The following is a 16,409-nucleotide window of genomic DNA, read 5'->3' as shown; positions in this document are numbered from 1 at the left end:
TGGTCCTCCTCAGGACAGTTTCTTGGATTCACCCCACGCGCGAGCGTGAAGCAAGTCTTGGAAATTTGGGCAGATGAATATGTTACCTGGCGATTCAATGGTGAATCTCCGGGTGATTGAGCTTGAGCTTACTCGCCCTTGCTCTTCTGGATGATCTCGTCGGCAACCGCCTTCGGGACCTCCGCGTAGGAGTCGAACTCCATCGAGTACACAGCGCGACCCGAAGTCTTGCTGCGAAGGTCACCGATGTAGCCGAACATCTCGGACAGCGGAACGAGCGCGCGAACCAGCTTGACGCCGGAGGCGTCTTCCATTGCCTGGATCTGACCACGACGCGAGTTCAGGTCACCGATGACATCACCCATGTACTCCTCGGGCGTACGCACCTCAACCTTCATCAGAGGTTCGAGCAGTGCGGGGCTCGCCTTAGGAGCAGCTTCCCGGAAGGCCATCGAACCCGCGATCTTGAACGCCATTTCAGACGAGTCAACATCGTGGTACTGACCATCAAGGAGGGTAGCCTTCACGCCAACCAGCGGGTAGCCGGCCAGCACACCGACGCGCATAGCATCCTGGATACCAGCGTCAACGGAAGGAATGTATTCACGCGGAACGCGACCACCGGTCACGGCGTTCTCGAACTCGTAGACCTTGTCGCCCTCAACCGCCATCGGCTCGAGCTTGATCTGGACCTTCGCGAACTGACCAGAACCACCGGTCTGCTTCTTGTGCGTGTAGTCGAACTTTTCGACCGTGCGACGGATGGTCTCACGGTAGGCAACCTGCGGCTTACCGATGGTCGCCTCAACCTTGAACTCGCGCTTCATGCGGTCAACAAGGACGTCGAGGTGGAGCTCACCCATACCGGAGATCGTGGTCTGGCCAGTCTCCTGGTTGAGCTCGACGCGGAATGTCGGGTCTTCTTCCGCGAGCTTCTGGATCGCGGTACCGAGCTTCTCCTGGTCAGCCTTCGAGTTCGGCTCGATCGCAACCGAGATCACGGGCTCCGGGAAGGTCATCGACTCAAGCACGACGGGCTCGTTGATGTCCGAGAGGGTGTCACCAGTGGTGGTGTCCTTCAGACCGATCGCCGCGTAGATGTGACCAGCGGTAACCGAGTCGACCGGGTTTTCCTTGTTCGAGTGCATCTGGAAGAGCTTTCCGATGCGCTCCTTCTTACCCTTGGTCGAGTTGAGCACCTGGGTGCCGGCCTCGACGTGACCCGAGTACACGCGGATGTAGGTGAGACGACCGTAGAACGGGTGAACGGCAACCTTGAACGCGAGAGCCGAGAACGGCGCATCCTTGGAAGGCTCGCGGATGATCTCGATCTCTTCGTCCTTGACGTCGTGACCGACCATCGGGGGAACGTCGAGCGGCGACGGGAGGTAACGAACCACGTTGTCGAGCATCGGCTGGATACCACGGTTCTTGAACGCGGTACCGCACATGACGGGGAACGCCTCGGTGTTGATCGTGAGCTGGCGGATGCCGGCGTAGATCTCGTCCTCGGTCAGCTCTTCGCCACCGAGGTACTTCTCGAGGAGCTCTTCGCTCGACTCGGCAACTGCCTCGATGAGTTCGGCGCGGTATTCCTCTGCGCGCTCCTGGAGGTCAGCCGGGATCTCTTCGATCTCAGCCTCAGCACCCGGTGCGACGACGCCCTTGGCGTCACCGCGCCACGTGAGCGCCTGCATCTTGATGAGGTCGACTACGCCGATGAATTCGTTCTCGATACCGATCGGGAGCTGCAGGACGAGTGGCTTGATGCCGAGGCGGTCCTTGATGGTGCTCACCGAGTAGTAGAAGTCCGCGCCCAGCTTGTCCATCTTGTTGATGAAGCACATGCGGGGAACGTTGTACTTGTCAGCCTGACGCCAAACGGTCTCAGACTGCGGCTCGACACCTTCCTTACCGTCGAAGACAGCAACAGCACCGTCGAGCACGCGGAGCGAACGCTCTACCTCAACCGTGAAGTCAACGTGACCCGGGGTGTCGATGATGTTGATCTGGGTGTCGTTCCAGAAGCAAGTGGTCGCAGCGGACGTGATGGTGATACCACGCTCCTGCTCCTGCTCCATCCAGTCCATGGTGGCTGCACCGTCGTGGCTCTCACCAATCTTGTGGTTGACGCCCGTGTAGAACAGGATGCGCTCGGTAGTAGTGGTCTTACCGGCATCGATGTGGGCCATGATGCCGATGTTGCGAACCTTATTAAGGTTAGTTTGCACGTCCTGTGCCACGGATTATCTCCCGTACGTAGATCTGATTGAGGGATGCGATCGATGTAACGAACCGACCGGCCAACACGCATTAATACAACATCGTGTTGACCGGTTCGTTTACTACCAGCGGTAGTGTGCGAAGGCCTTGTTGGACTCGGCCATCTTGTGCATGTCTTCGCGACGCTTAACAGCTGCGCCGAGACCGTTCGATGCGTCGAGGATCTCGTTGGTGAGACGCTCGGTCATCGTCTTCTCGCGGCGAGCCTGCGCGTACGAGGTCAGCCAGCGAAGAGCGAGAGTGTTCGCGCGAACCGGCTTCACCTCAACGGGAACCTGGTAGGTCGAACCACCAACACGACGCGAGCGAACCTCGAGCGTCGGGCGAACGTTGTCGAGCGCCTTCTTGAGGGTAGCGACTGCGTCTTCGCCGTTCTTCGCGGCGACAGCCTCGAGTGCACCGTAAACGATGCGCTCAGCCTGCGACTTCTTGCCGTCGACAAGAACCTTGTTGATGAGCTGGGTAACGACCGGCGAACCGTAGACCGGGTCGGTCACGATCGGGCGCTTGGGTGCTGGGCCCTTACGAGGCATTACTTCTCCTTCTTCGCGCCGTAGTGGCTACGGGCCTGCTTACGGTCCTTGACAGCCTGGGTGTCGAGTGCGCCACGCACGATGTGGTAGCGAACACCCGGGAGGTCCTTCACACGACCGCCGCGAACGAGCACCATCGAGTGCTCCTGGAGGTTGTGGCCCTCACCCGGGATGTATGCGGTGACCTCGGTGCCGTTCGACAGCTTCACGCGAGCAACCTTGCGCAGAGCCGAGTTCGGCTTCTTAGGGGTGGTGGTGTAGACACGGGTGCAGACACCGCGCTGCTGCGGGTTTGCCTTAAGGGCGGGCGACTTGGAGCCCGACACCTTGGGCTTGCGGCCCTTGCGGACCAACTGCTGAATCGTTGGCACTTGTTTGATCTCCTTGAGTAGTTGTTGCGTTTCGCAGTGCTGCTTTCGCAGCTACGGCAGGTACCTTCACTCAGAACTCAGGATCCACATTCTGATGCGGATCCTAGATTCGGTAACGCCCGCGGCTTCGGAATTCTCCCCGTAGCTCCGGCTCACGCAGACTCGCACGAAAGCGATGACCGCGCGCGTTTCAGGCACGCCGATAAATGATGTACCGATCCAGCTTACCCATAGAGCAAAATACGGTCAAGCTCCAGGATGCTGGAGTAGCCGTTGTGCGGTGTGGCGGAGGCCTTAGGTCGCGTGTGTACTCAGGGTGAGCGAATCGAGGATGCGATCCAGATCTTCCGCGATCGCATGTTCCTGCACCTTAAGGTAGGTGGCAATCGACGTGACGACGAGTGTGTCGGACGCAACCTCGAGCAATTGTAGTCGATAGCGGGTGCGCACGAGCGCGCCGCTTTGGTCTTGCGCCTCGCTCTGCAGCTCAACCTGCTGCGGCTCTCCCCCGAGGTCGCTCGTGGTGAGCACCCGCGCGCCTGCTGACTTGAGCTGCTTCGACACGATCTCGATCGCCATGTCGCCGGTGACACGGTCGGGCCATTTGTCGAGCGTGACCAGGATGTTCGGTGTGAAGCCCTGCGTCGACACCTTATGCCTCGCTCCGCCGATTGTCCCTTCCCAGTCGAAGGTCTCCCAGGTGCTCGGGAGGTCGAAGGATGCGCGCAGTTGCGGTCCGGTGGTCATGGCTACTTCACGACGATCGGCTCGGAATTGGTCACGGCGCTCAGCTCGCGTTCCTCGGCGACGCGAGCGTCGTATTCAACCTGCTCGCCCTTGTTCAGGCGCGTGAGGCGGCGGCCGCGGGCAGCGATCAGGCCGCCGATCCAGTTCGCCGTCTCGCGCGCGGTGATGAACGCGATGAGTGCGCCTGGGAGGTGTTCCGGCATCCGGATCACCTGGAGCAATGCGTCGGTCGACCAAGCCGCGCCAGCGCTGATGACGTCCTGGCTGGCGATACCGACGTAGTGGCCTATGAACGCGACGATTGCGAGCAGGAAGCTGACGAGCACGTAGGACCACCAGCCGGCGCGATTCGAGAGCACCGACCAGATGATCATGATGACGCCGAAGAACGCGACCGGCACGTAGAACGCCGGGGTGGCGGCGAACGCATACGCGTCGCCCAGGATGTTCGCCTCTGGTGTGAAGATGAAGCGCGCCGCGGCGAACACGAGCGCGTAGACGATCGCGAACACGATCGTCGTCACGACGGCCATGACAAGCGCAAACACACGGTTGCCGCGCTTCTGCGGCGGCATGATGAGGCCCTCGGTCGAGGTCGTGCCAAGCATCGCTGACTCGAAGGCTTCGTCGTCGCGGCGACGCTCCTCCTCGAGTTGCGCTTCCTCCTGCGACTTCCAGCGGTCGGATGAGTCGGCTTGCGTCTCGGCGTCGGATGCGTCGAGCACCTCGGTCTCCTCGCCGCTATAGGCGTTCGTGCGGGGCTCGCCATCGGTGGCGTGCGCATCCTGGGCCTTGGTGTCCCACTGGACGGTGTCGGCCTGGACGGTGTCGGCGTCGGCGGTGTCAGCGCGGGCCGTGTCGGCGCCCGCTGCGTCGGTGCGGTTCGCGTCGTAGCTCGTCGAATCGGTGTCCGAGTCGCTCGTGGCCGCCTTCTGACCCGCAGCCGCCGCGTAGGGAATGGTCCGCGAGCGCTCGACGGCCTCGTCGAGTCGGCTGCGCTCGGCGCCCGTCTCCGAAGAGGCGGCTGCCGTTACGTCGTTCAGTTCGGAAGTCTTCTGGTTCACGGATGCGTCGCTCTCTTCGTGCGCGTCGGCCCGATCGGGTCCGTCAGCGGCCTGGCTTTCGGCCGCCGCATCCTCGGACGAGGTGGCGAGGTCCTGGTCCTGCTCGATGAACTCGTCGGCGTCAATCGTGTCGTCCGACGCAGCCTGGTAGACCCGCGGCGGACGACCGTTTGCCGGCAACAAGTGCGGGTCAATGGCCGAACGCGGGCCGTCGTCGAAAGGCTGCGGAGTCGAGCGCTGCTGATCGTTCATGGGGCCACTGTAAGAGGAATGCCGCTCATTTCTGCGCATCCACGCGGTGCGGGGGCATTTTCCGGGAAACAGAAAGCTGGCCGGGAGACTGCGTTTTGCAGTCCCCCGGCCAGCGTTTCCGGTCGCTGAGTAGCCGCGAAGCGGCGTATCGAAACTTCCGTCAGGTCATCTCGATACGCGCTCCGCGCTACTCAATGATCGTGTGGATTTCGATGCGCGCTCCGCGCTACTCAACGATCTGGATCCTTGAGTAGCGGCACAGCCGCGTATCGAAAGGCAACTAGCTGTTCGTGCTCGGGTCGAGGCCGAAGTCGAAGTTGTCACCCTCGCTGAACGCGTCGAAGTCGGCGTACGACAGGGTGTCGCCGAACTCCTCCGTCGACTCAACGTAGGGGTAACGCTCCGCGATCGCCTCTTCGGTGGGCTCAACAACCTGGTTCTGGTAGACCGGCAGACCGGTACCAGCGGTGATGAGACGACCGATGATGACGTTCTCCTTGAGGCCGAGCAGCGGGTCGGTCTTCTGCTCCATGGCCGCCTGCGTAAGCACGCGGGTGGTCTCCTGGAACGAAGCGGCCGACAGCCACGATTCGGTCGCGAGCGACGCCTTCGTGATACCCATCACCTCGGGACGACCCGAGGCCGGGCGCTGACCGTCCTGAACCGCCTGGCGGTTCTGGGCCTGGAAGCGCTGGCGGTCAACGAGCTCACCCGGGAGCATTTCTGTCTCACCCGAGTCGTTGATCGTGACCTTGCGGAGCATCTGGCGAACGATGACCTCGATGTGCTTGTCGTGGATCGGCACACCCTGGCTGTTGTAGACCTCCTGCACGCCCTTGACGAGGTACTTCTGGACCGCGGTGGTACCGAGAACCTCGAGCACCTCCTTGGGGTCAAGCGGGCCCTCAACGAGCTGTTTGCCGGGCTCGACGCGCTCGCCGTCCTCGACGAACAGTTCCGAACGCTTCGAGACGGGGTAGGTCATGACCTCTTCGTCCTCGGCATCCGGGGTCAGGATGATCTTGCGCGAGCGCTCGGTGTCCTGGATCGAGATGGTTCCGGCAAACTTCGCGAGGTTCGCAGCACCCTTCGGGGTACGTGCCTCGAAGAGCTCCTGAACACGCGGCAGACCCTGCGTGATGTCAGTACCCGAGGCCACACCACCGGTGTGGAAGGTACGCATCGTCAGCTGAGTACCGGGCTCACCGATGGACTGCGCGGCGATAATACCGACAGCCTCACCCATGTCCGCGAGGTGGCTCGACGCCATCGAACGGCCATAGCACTTCGAGCAAACACCGACCTGCGACTCACAGGTCAGCACCGAACGAACCGAAACTTCCTCGACGTTCGCGTTGAAGAGGCGCTCGATGAGCACGTCACCGACCGACTCGCCGGCCTGCGCAAGCACCTGACCATCCGCATCCACGACGTCAGTCGCGAGCGTACGGGCGTAGACGGAGTTCTCGACGTTCTCGGCGAGCTCGCGCTCACCGGCGGCGTTGACCTGCGAGATCGGCAGCTTGAGGCCCTTGCGAGTGCCACAGTCGACCTCGCGGATGATGACATCCTGCGAGACGTCGACGAGACGACGCGTCAGGTAACCCGAGTCCGCGGTCTTCAGCGCGGTGTCGGCAAGACCCTTACGCGCACCGTGCGTCGACGAGAAGTACTCGAGAACGGTGAGGCCCTCACGGTACGAGTGGATGATCGGACGAGCGATCTTCTCACCCTTCGGGTTGGCCACGATGCCGCGCATACCGGCGATCTGACGAACCTGCAGCCAGTTACCGTTAGCACCAGCGGTCACCATTCGGTGGATCGAGTTGGTGTCCGGGAACTGCTCGCGGGTGTCTTCAGCCACACGCTCAGTCGCGGCCTCCCACAGGGCAATCGTCTTCTCGCGGTACTCGCCCTGGGTGGTCAGACCCATCGAGTAGTCCTCACGAAGCTCCGCAACCTTCGCCTCAGTCTCGGCGATGATCGCATCCTTCGTGTCGGGCACGACGACGTCGGCAACCGACAGCGAGATACCCGAACGCGTGGCCCAGTAGAAGCCGGCGTCCTTGATCTTGTCGAGGGTGGCAGCCACCACGTCCTTGTCGAAACGCTCCGCGAGGAAGTTTACGACGTCGGACAGGCGACCCTTGGTCATCCGGTCCTCGAGGTACGGGTAGGTGTCAGGCAGCAGCTCGTTGAACAGCGCGCGGCCGAGGGTGGTCTTGAGCGCGTACGGCTTGCCCTCGACGAAGCCCTCGGGCTCCTCGCCCGGGAGGAACGCGAGGCCCTCGAGGCGGATGGTGACCGGTGCGTTGAGGTGCAGCGAGCCCTCATCCTGCGCCATGATCGCCTCGGCAACCGAGCCGAACGAACGACCGGCACCCTGCGCATCCTCACGATCGAACGTCAGGTGGTAGAGGCCAGCGACCATGTCCTGCGACGGCAGGGTCACGGGGCGACCGTCCGAGGGCTTCAGGATGTTGTTCGATGCGAGCATGAGGACGCGGGCTTCAGCCTGTGCCTCGACCGACAGCGGCAGGTGGACTGCCATCTGGTCACCGTCGAAGTCAGCGTTGAACGCCGAGCACGCGAGCGGGTGCAGCTGAATGGCCTTACCCTCAACGAGCAGCGGCTCGAACGCCTGAATACCCAGGCGGTGCAGGGTCGGTGCGCGGTTCAGCAGCACGGGGCGCTCACGGATGACCTCTTCGAGGACGTCCCACACCTCGGGCTTCGCACGCTCAACCGAGCGCTTCGCGGCCTTGATGTTGGATGCGTGGCCCAGGTCGATGAGTCGCTTGATGACATACGGCTTGAACAGCTCGAGCGCCATCTGCTTCGGCAGACCACACTGGTGCATCTGCAGCTGCGGACCAACGATGATCACCGAACGGCCCGAGTAGTCAACGCGCTTACCGAGCAGGTTCTGACGGAATCGACCCTGCTTACCCTTCAGCATGTCGCTGAGGGACTTGAGGGCTCGGTTACCGGTACCGGTGACGGCACGACCGCGGCGGCCGTTGTCGAACAGCGCGTCGACGGCCTCCTGCAGCATGCGCTTCTCGTTGTTCACGATGATCTCGGGGGCACCGAGGTCAAGCAGTCGCTGTAGACGGTTGTTGCGGTTGATCACACGACGGTAGAGGTCGTTGAGGTCGGAGGTCGCGAAGCGGCCACCATCAAGCTGCACCATCGGGCGCAGTTCCGGCGGGATCACGGGGATCACGTCGAGCACCATGGCCTCGGGCTTGTTGTCGGTCTGCAGGAACGCGTTCACGACACGGAGGCGCTTGATGGCGCGGATCTTCTTCTGACCCTTGCCATTCTGGATCTGCTCGCGCAGCGACTCGGCCTCGGTCTCGAGGTCAAAGTCACGCAGACGGTTCTGGATCGCCTCGGCACCCATGTGGGCCTCGAAGTAGTCGCCGTAGCGGTCCTCGAGCTCGGCGTAGTCGGCGTCGTCCGGCTTCAGTTCGCCAACCTTGAGGTTCTTGAACGATTCCCAGACGCGCTCGACCTGCTCAATGTCGCGGTCGAGTTCCTTGCGGATGCGGGCCATGTCCTTCTCGCCTGCATCCTTCGCCTTCTTGAGCTGGTCGGCGGTGGCGCCTTCCTCTTCAAGAGCCGCGATCTCCTTTTCGAGGGTCGAGAGGCGCTCGTTGATGGCCGAGTCGCGCTGGTTCACGCGAGTCTGCACCTCAAGGTTCTTCTCCTTCTCGAGGTCCGAGAGGTCGTCGTGGCGACCCTCCTCGTCGATCGAGACGACCATGTAGGCCGCGAAGTAGATGACCTTCTCGAGGTCCTTCGGCGCCATGTCGAGCAGGTAGCCGAGGCGCGAGGGAACGCCCTTGAAGTACCAAATGTGGGTTACCGGAGCGGCGAGCTTGATGTGGCCCATGCGCTCACGGCGAACCGCCGACTTGGTGACCTCAACGCCACAGCGCTCACAGATGATGCCCTTGAAGCGCACGCGCTTGTACTTACCGCAGGCACACTCCCAGTCGCGCGAAGGGCCGAAGATCTGCTCACCGAACAGACCGTCCTTCTCGGGCTTGAGGGTTCGGTAGTTAATGGTCTCGGGCTTCTTTACCTCGCCACGTGACCAGCCGAGGATGTCCTCGGTCGTCGCCAGCCCAATGCTGAGGCTGTCAAACTTGGTTGCGTCGATCAATTCTGATTTCTCCCTAGATACAGAGCTAGTTCGCTTGTGCTTCGTTGTCGGGTTGTCGGTTAGATCTCGTCAACCGAGGACGATTCGAAGCGACTGGAGATGTTGATACCGAGTTCTTCGGCGGCGCGGTATGCGTCGTCGTCGTTCTCTTCAAGGCTGAGCACGCCGCCGTCTGCCGAGAGGACCTCGACGTTCAGGCAGAGCGAACGCATTTCGCGAACGAGGACTCGGAACGACTCGGGGATACCGGCCTTCTGGATGTTCTCGCCCTTGACGATGGACTCGTACGCCTTCACACGACCGACGATGTCGTCGGACTTGATCGTGAGCAGCTCCTGCAGCGTGTACGCGGCGCCGTAGGCCTCGAGGGCCCACACTTCCATCTCACCGAAGCGCTGACCGCCGAACTGTGCCTTACCACCGAGCGGCTGCTGGGTGATCATCGAGTACGGACCGGTCGAACGAGCGTGAATCTTGTCGTCGACGAGGTGGTGGAGCTTCAGCATGTACATGTAGCCGACCGAGATCGGGTCCGGGTACGGCTCGCCGGAGCGGCCGTCGAACAGCTGGGTCTTGCCGTCTTCCTTCACGAGGCGCTCGCCATCGCGGTTCGGACGGGTCGAGGCGAGCAGGCCGTGGAGTTCTTCCTGCGTCGCGCCATCGAACACCGGGGTCGCAACCTTGGTGCCGGGCTCGACGTGGTAAGCATCCTCGGGAAGCTCGTGTGCCCAGTCGGGGTTACCCTCAATATCCCAACCCTGCATTGCCACCCAGCCGAGGTGCGTCTCGAGCACCTGACCGAGGTTCATTCGCTTCGGAATACCGAGCGGGTTCAGGATGATGTCGACCGGGGTACCGTCCGCGAGGAACGGCATGTCTTCCTCAGGGAGGATCTTCGCGATGACACCCTTGTTGCCGTGGCGGCCGGCCATCTTGTCACCCTCGGTGATCTTGCGCTTCTGCGCGATGTAGACGACGACGCGCTGGTTGACGCCCGAGCCGAGCTCGTCGTCACCGTTCTCGACGTCGAACACCTTCACCGAGATGACGGTACCGGCCTGGCCGTGGGGAACCTTCAGTGAGGTGTCGCGAACTTCGCGGCTCTTCTCGTTGAAGATCGCGCGCAGCAGGCGCTCTTCCGCGCTGAGCTCGGTCTCACCCTTCGGGGTGACCTTACCCACGAGGATGTCGCCGGGCTGAACCTCGGCGCCGATGCGGATGATGCCGCGCTCGTCGAGGTCCTTCAGCATTTCCTGACCGACGTTCGGCAGGTCAGAAGTGATCTCTTCCTTACCGAGCTTCGTGTCACGCGCATCCACCTCGTATTCCTCGATGTGGATCGAGGACAGGACGTCGTCACGCACCAGGTTCTGGCTGATGATGATCGCGTCCTCGAAGTTGTGGCCCTCCCACGGCATGAACGCCACGAGGAGGTTCTTACCGAGTGCGAGCTCACCGTTTTCGGTCGAGGGGCCGTCCGCGAGGACTTCGCCAACCTCAACGCGGTCGCCAGCCTTGACGATCGCGCGGTGGTTGTAGCAGGTACCCGCGTTCGAGCGCTCGAACTTGCGCAGGAAGTACGACTCCGAGCCGCCCTGGTCCGTCTGCACGATGATCTGGTCGGCCGACACCGAGGTCACGACACCGGCGTTGACGGTGGTGACGACGTCACCCGCGTCGATTGCGGTGTAGCTCTCCATACCGGTACCGACGATCGGCGAGGACGAGCGCAGCAGCGGCACAGCCTGGCGCTGCATGTTCGCACCCATCAGGGCGCGGTTCGCGTCGTCGTGCTCGAGGAACGGGATGAGCGAGGTACCCACCGACACCATCTGGCGCGGCGAGACGTCCATGTAGTTCACGTCGCCTGCGGGAACGAGCTCAACCTCGCCGCCCTTCAGACGAACGAGGACGTTCTCCTCGAGGAACTTGCCCTCCGAGTCGATCGGGGCGTTGGCCTGGGCCACGACGAACTCGTCCTCCTCAGCAGCGCTGAGGTAGTCGATCTTCGTAGAGACGACGCCGTTTTCGACGCGGCGGTACGGGGTCTCGATGAATCCGAACGCGTTGATGCGCGCGAAGGTCGCGAGCGAACCGATCAGACCAATGTTCGGGCCTTCAGGCGTCTCGATCGGGCACATACGGCCGTAGTGCGACGGGTGAACGTCACGAACCTCAACACCCGCGCGCTCACGGCTGAGGCCACCGGGGCCAAGTGCCGAGAGGCGACGCTTGTGGGTGATACCCGCGAGCGGGTTGTTCTGGTCCATGAACTGCGACAGCTGCGAGGTTCCGAAGAACTCCTTGATTGCAGCAACGACGGGGCGCACGTTGATGAGCGACTGCGGGGTGATCGAGTCGATCTCCTGCGTCGTCATGCGCTCGCGCACGACGCGCTCCATGCGGCTGAGGCCGGTGCGCACCTGGTTCTGGATGAGCTCGCCAACCGCGCGGATGCGGCGGTTACCGAAGTGGTCGATGTCGTCAACCTCGAGCGGGATGTCCGTGATCTCGCCACCGTTGCGGGTGCCTTCGATCGTCTGGTCGCCGCGCTGGAGAGCGACGAGGTAGCGGATGATCGCGACGATGTCCTCGACCGAGAGGACGGAGTCGGATACCGGCGCCTCGAGACCAAGCTTGCGGTTGAGCTTGTAGCGGCCGACCTTCGCGAGGTCGTAGCGCTTGCGGTTGAAGTAGTAGTTGTCGAGGAGTGCGCGGGCGGCCTCCGACGCAACCTGCTCACCCGGGCGGAGCTTACGGTAGATGTCGCGGAGGGCTTCCTCCTGCGTCTGGATCTTCGCGTCGTCCTTCGCGAGCGTGTCCATGATGGTCTCGAAGCCCGCGAACTCGGCGCGGATCTCTTCTTCACTGAGGCCAATGGCACGAAGGAACACGGTGACCGACTGCTTACGCTTGCGGTCGATACGAACGCCGACGAGGCCCTTCTTGTCGACCTCGAACTCGAGCCACGCACCACGCGACGGAATCACGCGAGCCGAGAACACATCCTGATCGGAGTTCTTCTCGGGGGTCTGGTCGAAGTAGACGCCCGGGCTGCGGACGAGCTGCGACACGACGACACGCTCGGTGCCGTTGATGATGAACGTACCCTTGTCGGTCATGAGCGGGAAGTCGCCCATGAAGACCGTCTGGGTCTTGATTTCACCGGTCTCGAAGCGCATGAACTCGGCTTCAACGTAGAGCGGTGCGGAGTAGGTCTTGCCGCGTTCCTTGCACTCGTCGATCGAGTACTTCTCCGGCTCGAGGTACGGGTTGCGGAACGTGAGCTGCATCGCGCCCGCGTTGTCTTCAATCGGCGAGATCTCCTCGAAGACCTCTTCGAGGCCCGAGATCCGGGCGATGTTGGAACCACCGGATGTGGCTTCCTGGTAGGCGAGAGCCGCCTTCCACTGTTCGTTGCCAACTAGCCAGTCAAACGAGTCGGTCTGAAGTGAGAGCAGGTCAGGAACCTCGAGGGTGTCCTTGATCTGCGCAAACGACAGCCGGTGCGCGTTTCGACCCGACTTCGGCGTAGGAGTTGCGTTGCTCGCAGCAGCCAAAAGAATTACCTCCACACATCCCGCGGCTAACGGGACGCTCGATGCATATGGTCGTGGGGAATGGCTCGCCGCCAGGTGGTCAATAACTCGCCTGATCACACATTGTGTGTAAACTCTCAGCTGAAGCGACCACCAAGCCGACCGCAATATGAAGGCATGGTGCGACGAAGCGCAAACAACTACTATAGGCACATTTTTTGGGCATGTCTATACCGCAATTCTTGCGTCCGCTCAAGCCTTGGCAGCGTTTGGTCTCATGTTCGTTGCTGACGGGGTTCTTCGCGCGTTGCGGTTGGCGCATCGCGCATGCCGTTGGCCGCGTATTCTCTTGGCATGACGCATCCATTCACGCCAAAGCTGGATTCTTTCGGCACCGTCGAGATTCACTACGCCGAGCTGAACGACTATGAGAACAACTGCTACGTCATCGTCGACACGGTCACTGGGTCGGCCCTGATCGTCGACGCGGCCGACGCCGCGCCCTATGTGTTGCGTCTGCTCGACGTCGCGAACGACGCCGCGCTCGCCGCTGACCGACCCGAGATTCAGCCGGTGGGCATCCTCACGACCCACAAGCATCCCGACCACTGGCAGGCGCTCGGCGAAGTGCGCGACGATCTCGGCGTGCCGACTCTGGCTGGTGCGGCGGATGCTGCGGAGATTCCCGTGCCTACGGATCGCCCGCTTGTTCATGGCGACGAGGTGCACGTGGGAGACCTACGGCTCGGGGTGATTGGACTGCGCGGGCACACGGACGGCTCCGTCGCGTTGTCTGTTGTGTCTTCGGATGCGGCTCCTCGGCTGATCACCGGCGACTCGCTGTTTCCCGGTGGCATTGGGAACACGTGGGATGACCCGGCGCGATACGAGCAACTGCTGACCGACGTGGTCGAGCGCGTGTTTCGGCGTTTTCCCGATTCGACAGTGTTCTACCCGGGGCACGGGTTGCCATCGACGTTGGGAAAAGAACGCGGCTTCCTCAACCGCTGGCGGCTGCTCGGCGGGCTCGAGGCGGCGAATCCGGCGCTGGATGCGTACTCGCCCGAGGGTTAGTGGGCCGGCTGGCGTCGCGGGTGCGCGTCGCGGCTGCGCGTCGCGGTTCAGCGTTGCGGATCGGCGTCGCGGCTGCGCATCGCGCTTCGGCGGCGCGGTTGCGCGTTGCGGGTCGGCGGCGCGTCGCGCTTCGGCGTCGCGGTTGCGCGTTGCGGGTCGGCGGCGCTGCGGCGAGCTCCCCCACTTCGCAAATCCGTCGCGCGATGCAATCCTGGGCACCAGGAGTGCATCCAGTGACCAGCCTGCACGCGCCCTCCCCCAAACCCGTCACTCGATGCAGTCTCCGCTCAGCAGAGTGCATCGAGTGACCAGCCTCCGGCCACACCTCCGCGAACCCGTCGCTCAATGCAATCCACCCGCGGCGGTGTGCATCCAGTGACCAGCCTCCGGCCTCCTCCCCATAAACCCGTCGCTCAATGCAATCCGTCTGTGGCGGGGGCATCGAATGACCGATTTATGGCGGGCACCCCTCAAATCCGTCATTGGATGCGCTCCGTCAGACTGAAACCGCGCACCCTCAGAGGATTGGTCGAATGTCGGGGTTATGAGGGCATATAACCCCGAAATGTGACCAGCCCTCCCACACAAACCCCGAAACGTGACCAGCCCTCCCACCCAAACCCCAAAACGTGACCAGCCTTCCCGCACAAACCCCGAAACGTGACCAGCCCTCCCACACAAACCCCGAAACGTGACCAATCTTTGGATGCGAGCACCGCTACTCGGGCGCCATCAGTCGGGAAAACCCCGCACCGTGACCAATCTCCGCGCAGCCGAGCTCTGCCGGGTGCCCCAATTCTTCAGCGCACGCTTTTCGAAGGCCGCACTTCTCCGCCAATCAAGTCTTCGCAGCCCGTCCCCGCGGCTAGCTCCACTTCTTCAACGCGGCCTTCTCGGCCACGGCAAAGAGGCTGTCGCAGATCTTGCCGATCACGGCGAGCAGGATGATCGCGAGAATCATGCGGTCGACACGGCCGTTATTCTGCGAATCGACCAGCAGGAACCCGAGGCCCTCCGAGGACGCGAGCAGCTCCGCCGCGACCACGAATAGCCACGCCTGCGCCAGCGCCAAGCGCAGGCCCGACAAGATCGCTGGCAGCGCCGCCGGGATGCGCACCGATACGAGCAACGACACTCCGTGCAATCCAAAAGCCTTGCCCGCCTCAATCAGGTGCGGATCCACGTGGCGCAGCGCGGATGCGACGGTCGTGTACACGGGGAAGAACGCGCCGATCGCAACCAGGGTGACTTTCGCATCCTCACCGATACCGATCCACAGCGCGAGCAGCGGCACCCACGCGAGGCCGGTGACCGCGCGGAATGCGCCGATCGTCGGCGCGAACAGCATGTGCGACAGCCGCGAGAGCCCAATGATCGAGCCGATCACGACGCCGAGCACGGCGCCAATGAAAAAGCCGAGCAGCACGCGCTGCAGGGAAATTCCGATGTGGCCGAAGAGCTGCCCGCGGTCGACTAGATCGACGGCCGCGTCGTATACCGCGCGCGGGGCCGGCAACTGCACGGGCGTGAAGAGCCCAGCACTCGTGCTCCACTGCCAAAACACGAACAACACAAGCGGCACGATCGCCCCGACAGCCCAGCCAAGACCACGGCGTCGCCGCTTCGAAATCGGCGGCGCGACGGGCGCTTCCGCCGGCGGTTCGGTCGCCACGACAGCAATCACGGGATCTTGCGCGGTCGTCGTCTCGGCGTCAATGCTCATGTTTCTCTCGACTCTGGTAATTGTTGCTGGGTTCTATGGCATGTCTCCCAATAGTGTTGCCCAGGTGAGGACGGCGTGGAGGACGGCACCGGCTCGGTAAGTGATGGCGAGTTTGTCGTAGCGGGTGGCGATGCCGCGCCATTGCTTGACAAGGGCGAAGGAGCGCTCGACGACGTTGCGATCCTTGTACGCGCCTGCGTCGAAGCTCGGTGGACGTCCACCCTTGTGTCCTTTGCGTTTGCGGGCCGCGATCTCGTTGCTCTTCTCCGGGATCACCGCACGAATCCCGCGGGCGCGGAGCATGCGCCGGTTCACGCCGCTGCCGTAGGCCTTGTCAGCCAGCACCGCGTCCGGTCGGGTGCGCGGTCTGCCGCCACCGACCCTGGGGACGCGGATATCGTCCAGGACTTGTTCGAGCATCGCGCCATCGTTACGCTGCCCGCCAGTGACAACGATCGCCAGAGGCAGTCCGTGACCGTCGACCGCGTGGTGGATCTTGGTCGTCAGCCCGCCGCGGGAACGGCCGATGCCGTGACCGGCGGGCTCGATCTCATCAAACGGCAGATTCTTGTAATTCGACAATGCCCCCTGTGTCCTGGTCGGGGCGCGTGGTGTTCGTGGCGTGCTGATGCGCCCGCGGGCTTGTCAACTG

At 62.7% G+C, this 16,409-nt stretch carries 9 protein-coding genes and 1 pseudogene; 1 reads left to right on the top strand and 9 read right to left on the bottom strand.

Going from position 1 to position 16,409, the window contains the following annotated elements:
* Positions 1-128 precede the first annotated feature (128 nt).
* The 7 genes from fusA to rpoB all read right to left on the bottom strand — a co-directional run bounded on the left by fusA (position 129) and on the right by rpoB (position 12,981).
* Complete coding sequence (gene fusA / locus GMOLON4_RS14745; protein ID WP_026937632.1) at positions 129-2,243, bottom strand: elongation factor G; 2,115 nt, start codon at positions 2,241-2,243, stop codon at positions 129-131.
* Between the two features lie 102 nt (positions 2,244-2,345).
* Positions 2,346-2,816 carry a 30S ribosomal protein S7 gene (gene rpsG, locus GMOLON4_RS14740; RefSeq protein ID WP_026937633.1) on the bottom strand — a complete coding sequence of 157 codons (471 nt, stop codon included), beginning with the start codon at positions 2,814-2,816 and terminating at the stop codon, positions 2,346-2,348.
* Positions 2,816-3,187, bottom strand: a complete 372-nt coding sequence (rpsL, locus tag GMOLON4_RS14735; protein ID WP_026937634.1) for a 30S ribosomal protein S12 — start codon at positions 3,185-3,187, stop codon at positions 2,816-2,818. The genes rpsG and rpsL overlap by 1 nt, the downstream gene beginning before the upstream one ends.
* A 294-nt stretch (positions 3,188-3,481) precedes the next feature.
* On the bottom strand, positions 3,482-3,934 hold the full coding sequence (locus GMOLON4_RS14730; RefSeq protein WP_026937635.1) for a hypothetical protein: 453 nt from the start codon (positions 3,932-3,934) through the stop codon (positions 3,482-3,484).
* Between the two features lie 2 nt (positions 3,935-3,936).
* The gene (locus GMOLON4_RS14725) at positions 3,937-5,250 is read right to left on the bottom strand and encodes an MFS transporter (protein ID WP_026937636.1); all 1,314 of its coding nucleotides are present in this window, start codon (positions 5,248-5,250) and stop codon (positions 3,937-3,939) included.
* Between the two features lie 280 nt (positions 5,251-5,530).
* Entirely contained in the window at positions 5,531-9,421 is a 3,891-nt protein-coding gene (gene rpoC, locus GMOLON4_RS14720) for a DNA-directed RNA polymerase subunit beta' (protein ID WP_026937637.1), read from the bottom strand.
* A 59-nt stretch (positions 9,422-9,480) separates the two neighbouring features.
* The gene (gene rpoB / locus GMOLON4_RS14715) at positions 9,481-12,981 is read right to left on the bottom strand and encodes a DNA-directed RNA polymerase subunit beta (RefSeq protein ID WP_026937638.1); all 3,501 of its coding nucleotides are present in this window, start codon (positions 12,979-12,981) and stop codon (positions 9,481-9,483) included.
* Positions 12,982-13,314: 333 nt separating this feature from the next.
* On the opposite strand from rpoB, the gene GMOLON4_RS14710 reads away from it, so the two are divergent.
* Positions 13,315-14,034 carry an MBL fold metallo-hydrolase gene (locus GMOLON4_RS14710; protein ID WP_051267257.1) on the top strand — a complete coding sequence of 240 codons (720 nt, stop codon included), beginning with the start codon at positions 13,315-13,317 and terminating at the stop codon, positions 14,032-14,034.
* Between the two features lie 865 nt (positions 14,035-14,899).
* Here the strand turns inward: GMOLON4_RS14710 and GMOLON4_RS14705 are convergent.
* Positions 14,900-15,757: an ABC transporter permease gene (locus GMOLON4_RS14705; protein WP_051267259.1), complete on the bottom strand. Its 858-nt coding sequence runs from the start codon at positions 15,755-15,757 to the stop codon at positions 14,900-14,902.
* 33 nt (positions 15,758-15,790) lie between these two features.
* Positions 15,791-16,403: pseudogene (locus tag GMOLON4_RS14700) on the bottom strand (IS5 family transposase); the annotation flags it as partial.
* Between the last annotated feature and the right edge of the window lie 6 nt (positions 16,404-16,409).

This window comes from Gulosibacter molinativorax, assembly GCF_003010915.2.
GTDB lineage: Bacteria > Actinomycetota > Actinomycetes > Actinomycetales > Microbacteriaceae > Gulosibacter > Gulosibacter molinativorax.
Note: the sequence above shows the minus strand (reverse complement) of the source record. Positions and strands in the feature narration are given on the sequence as shown.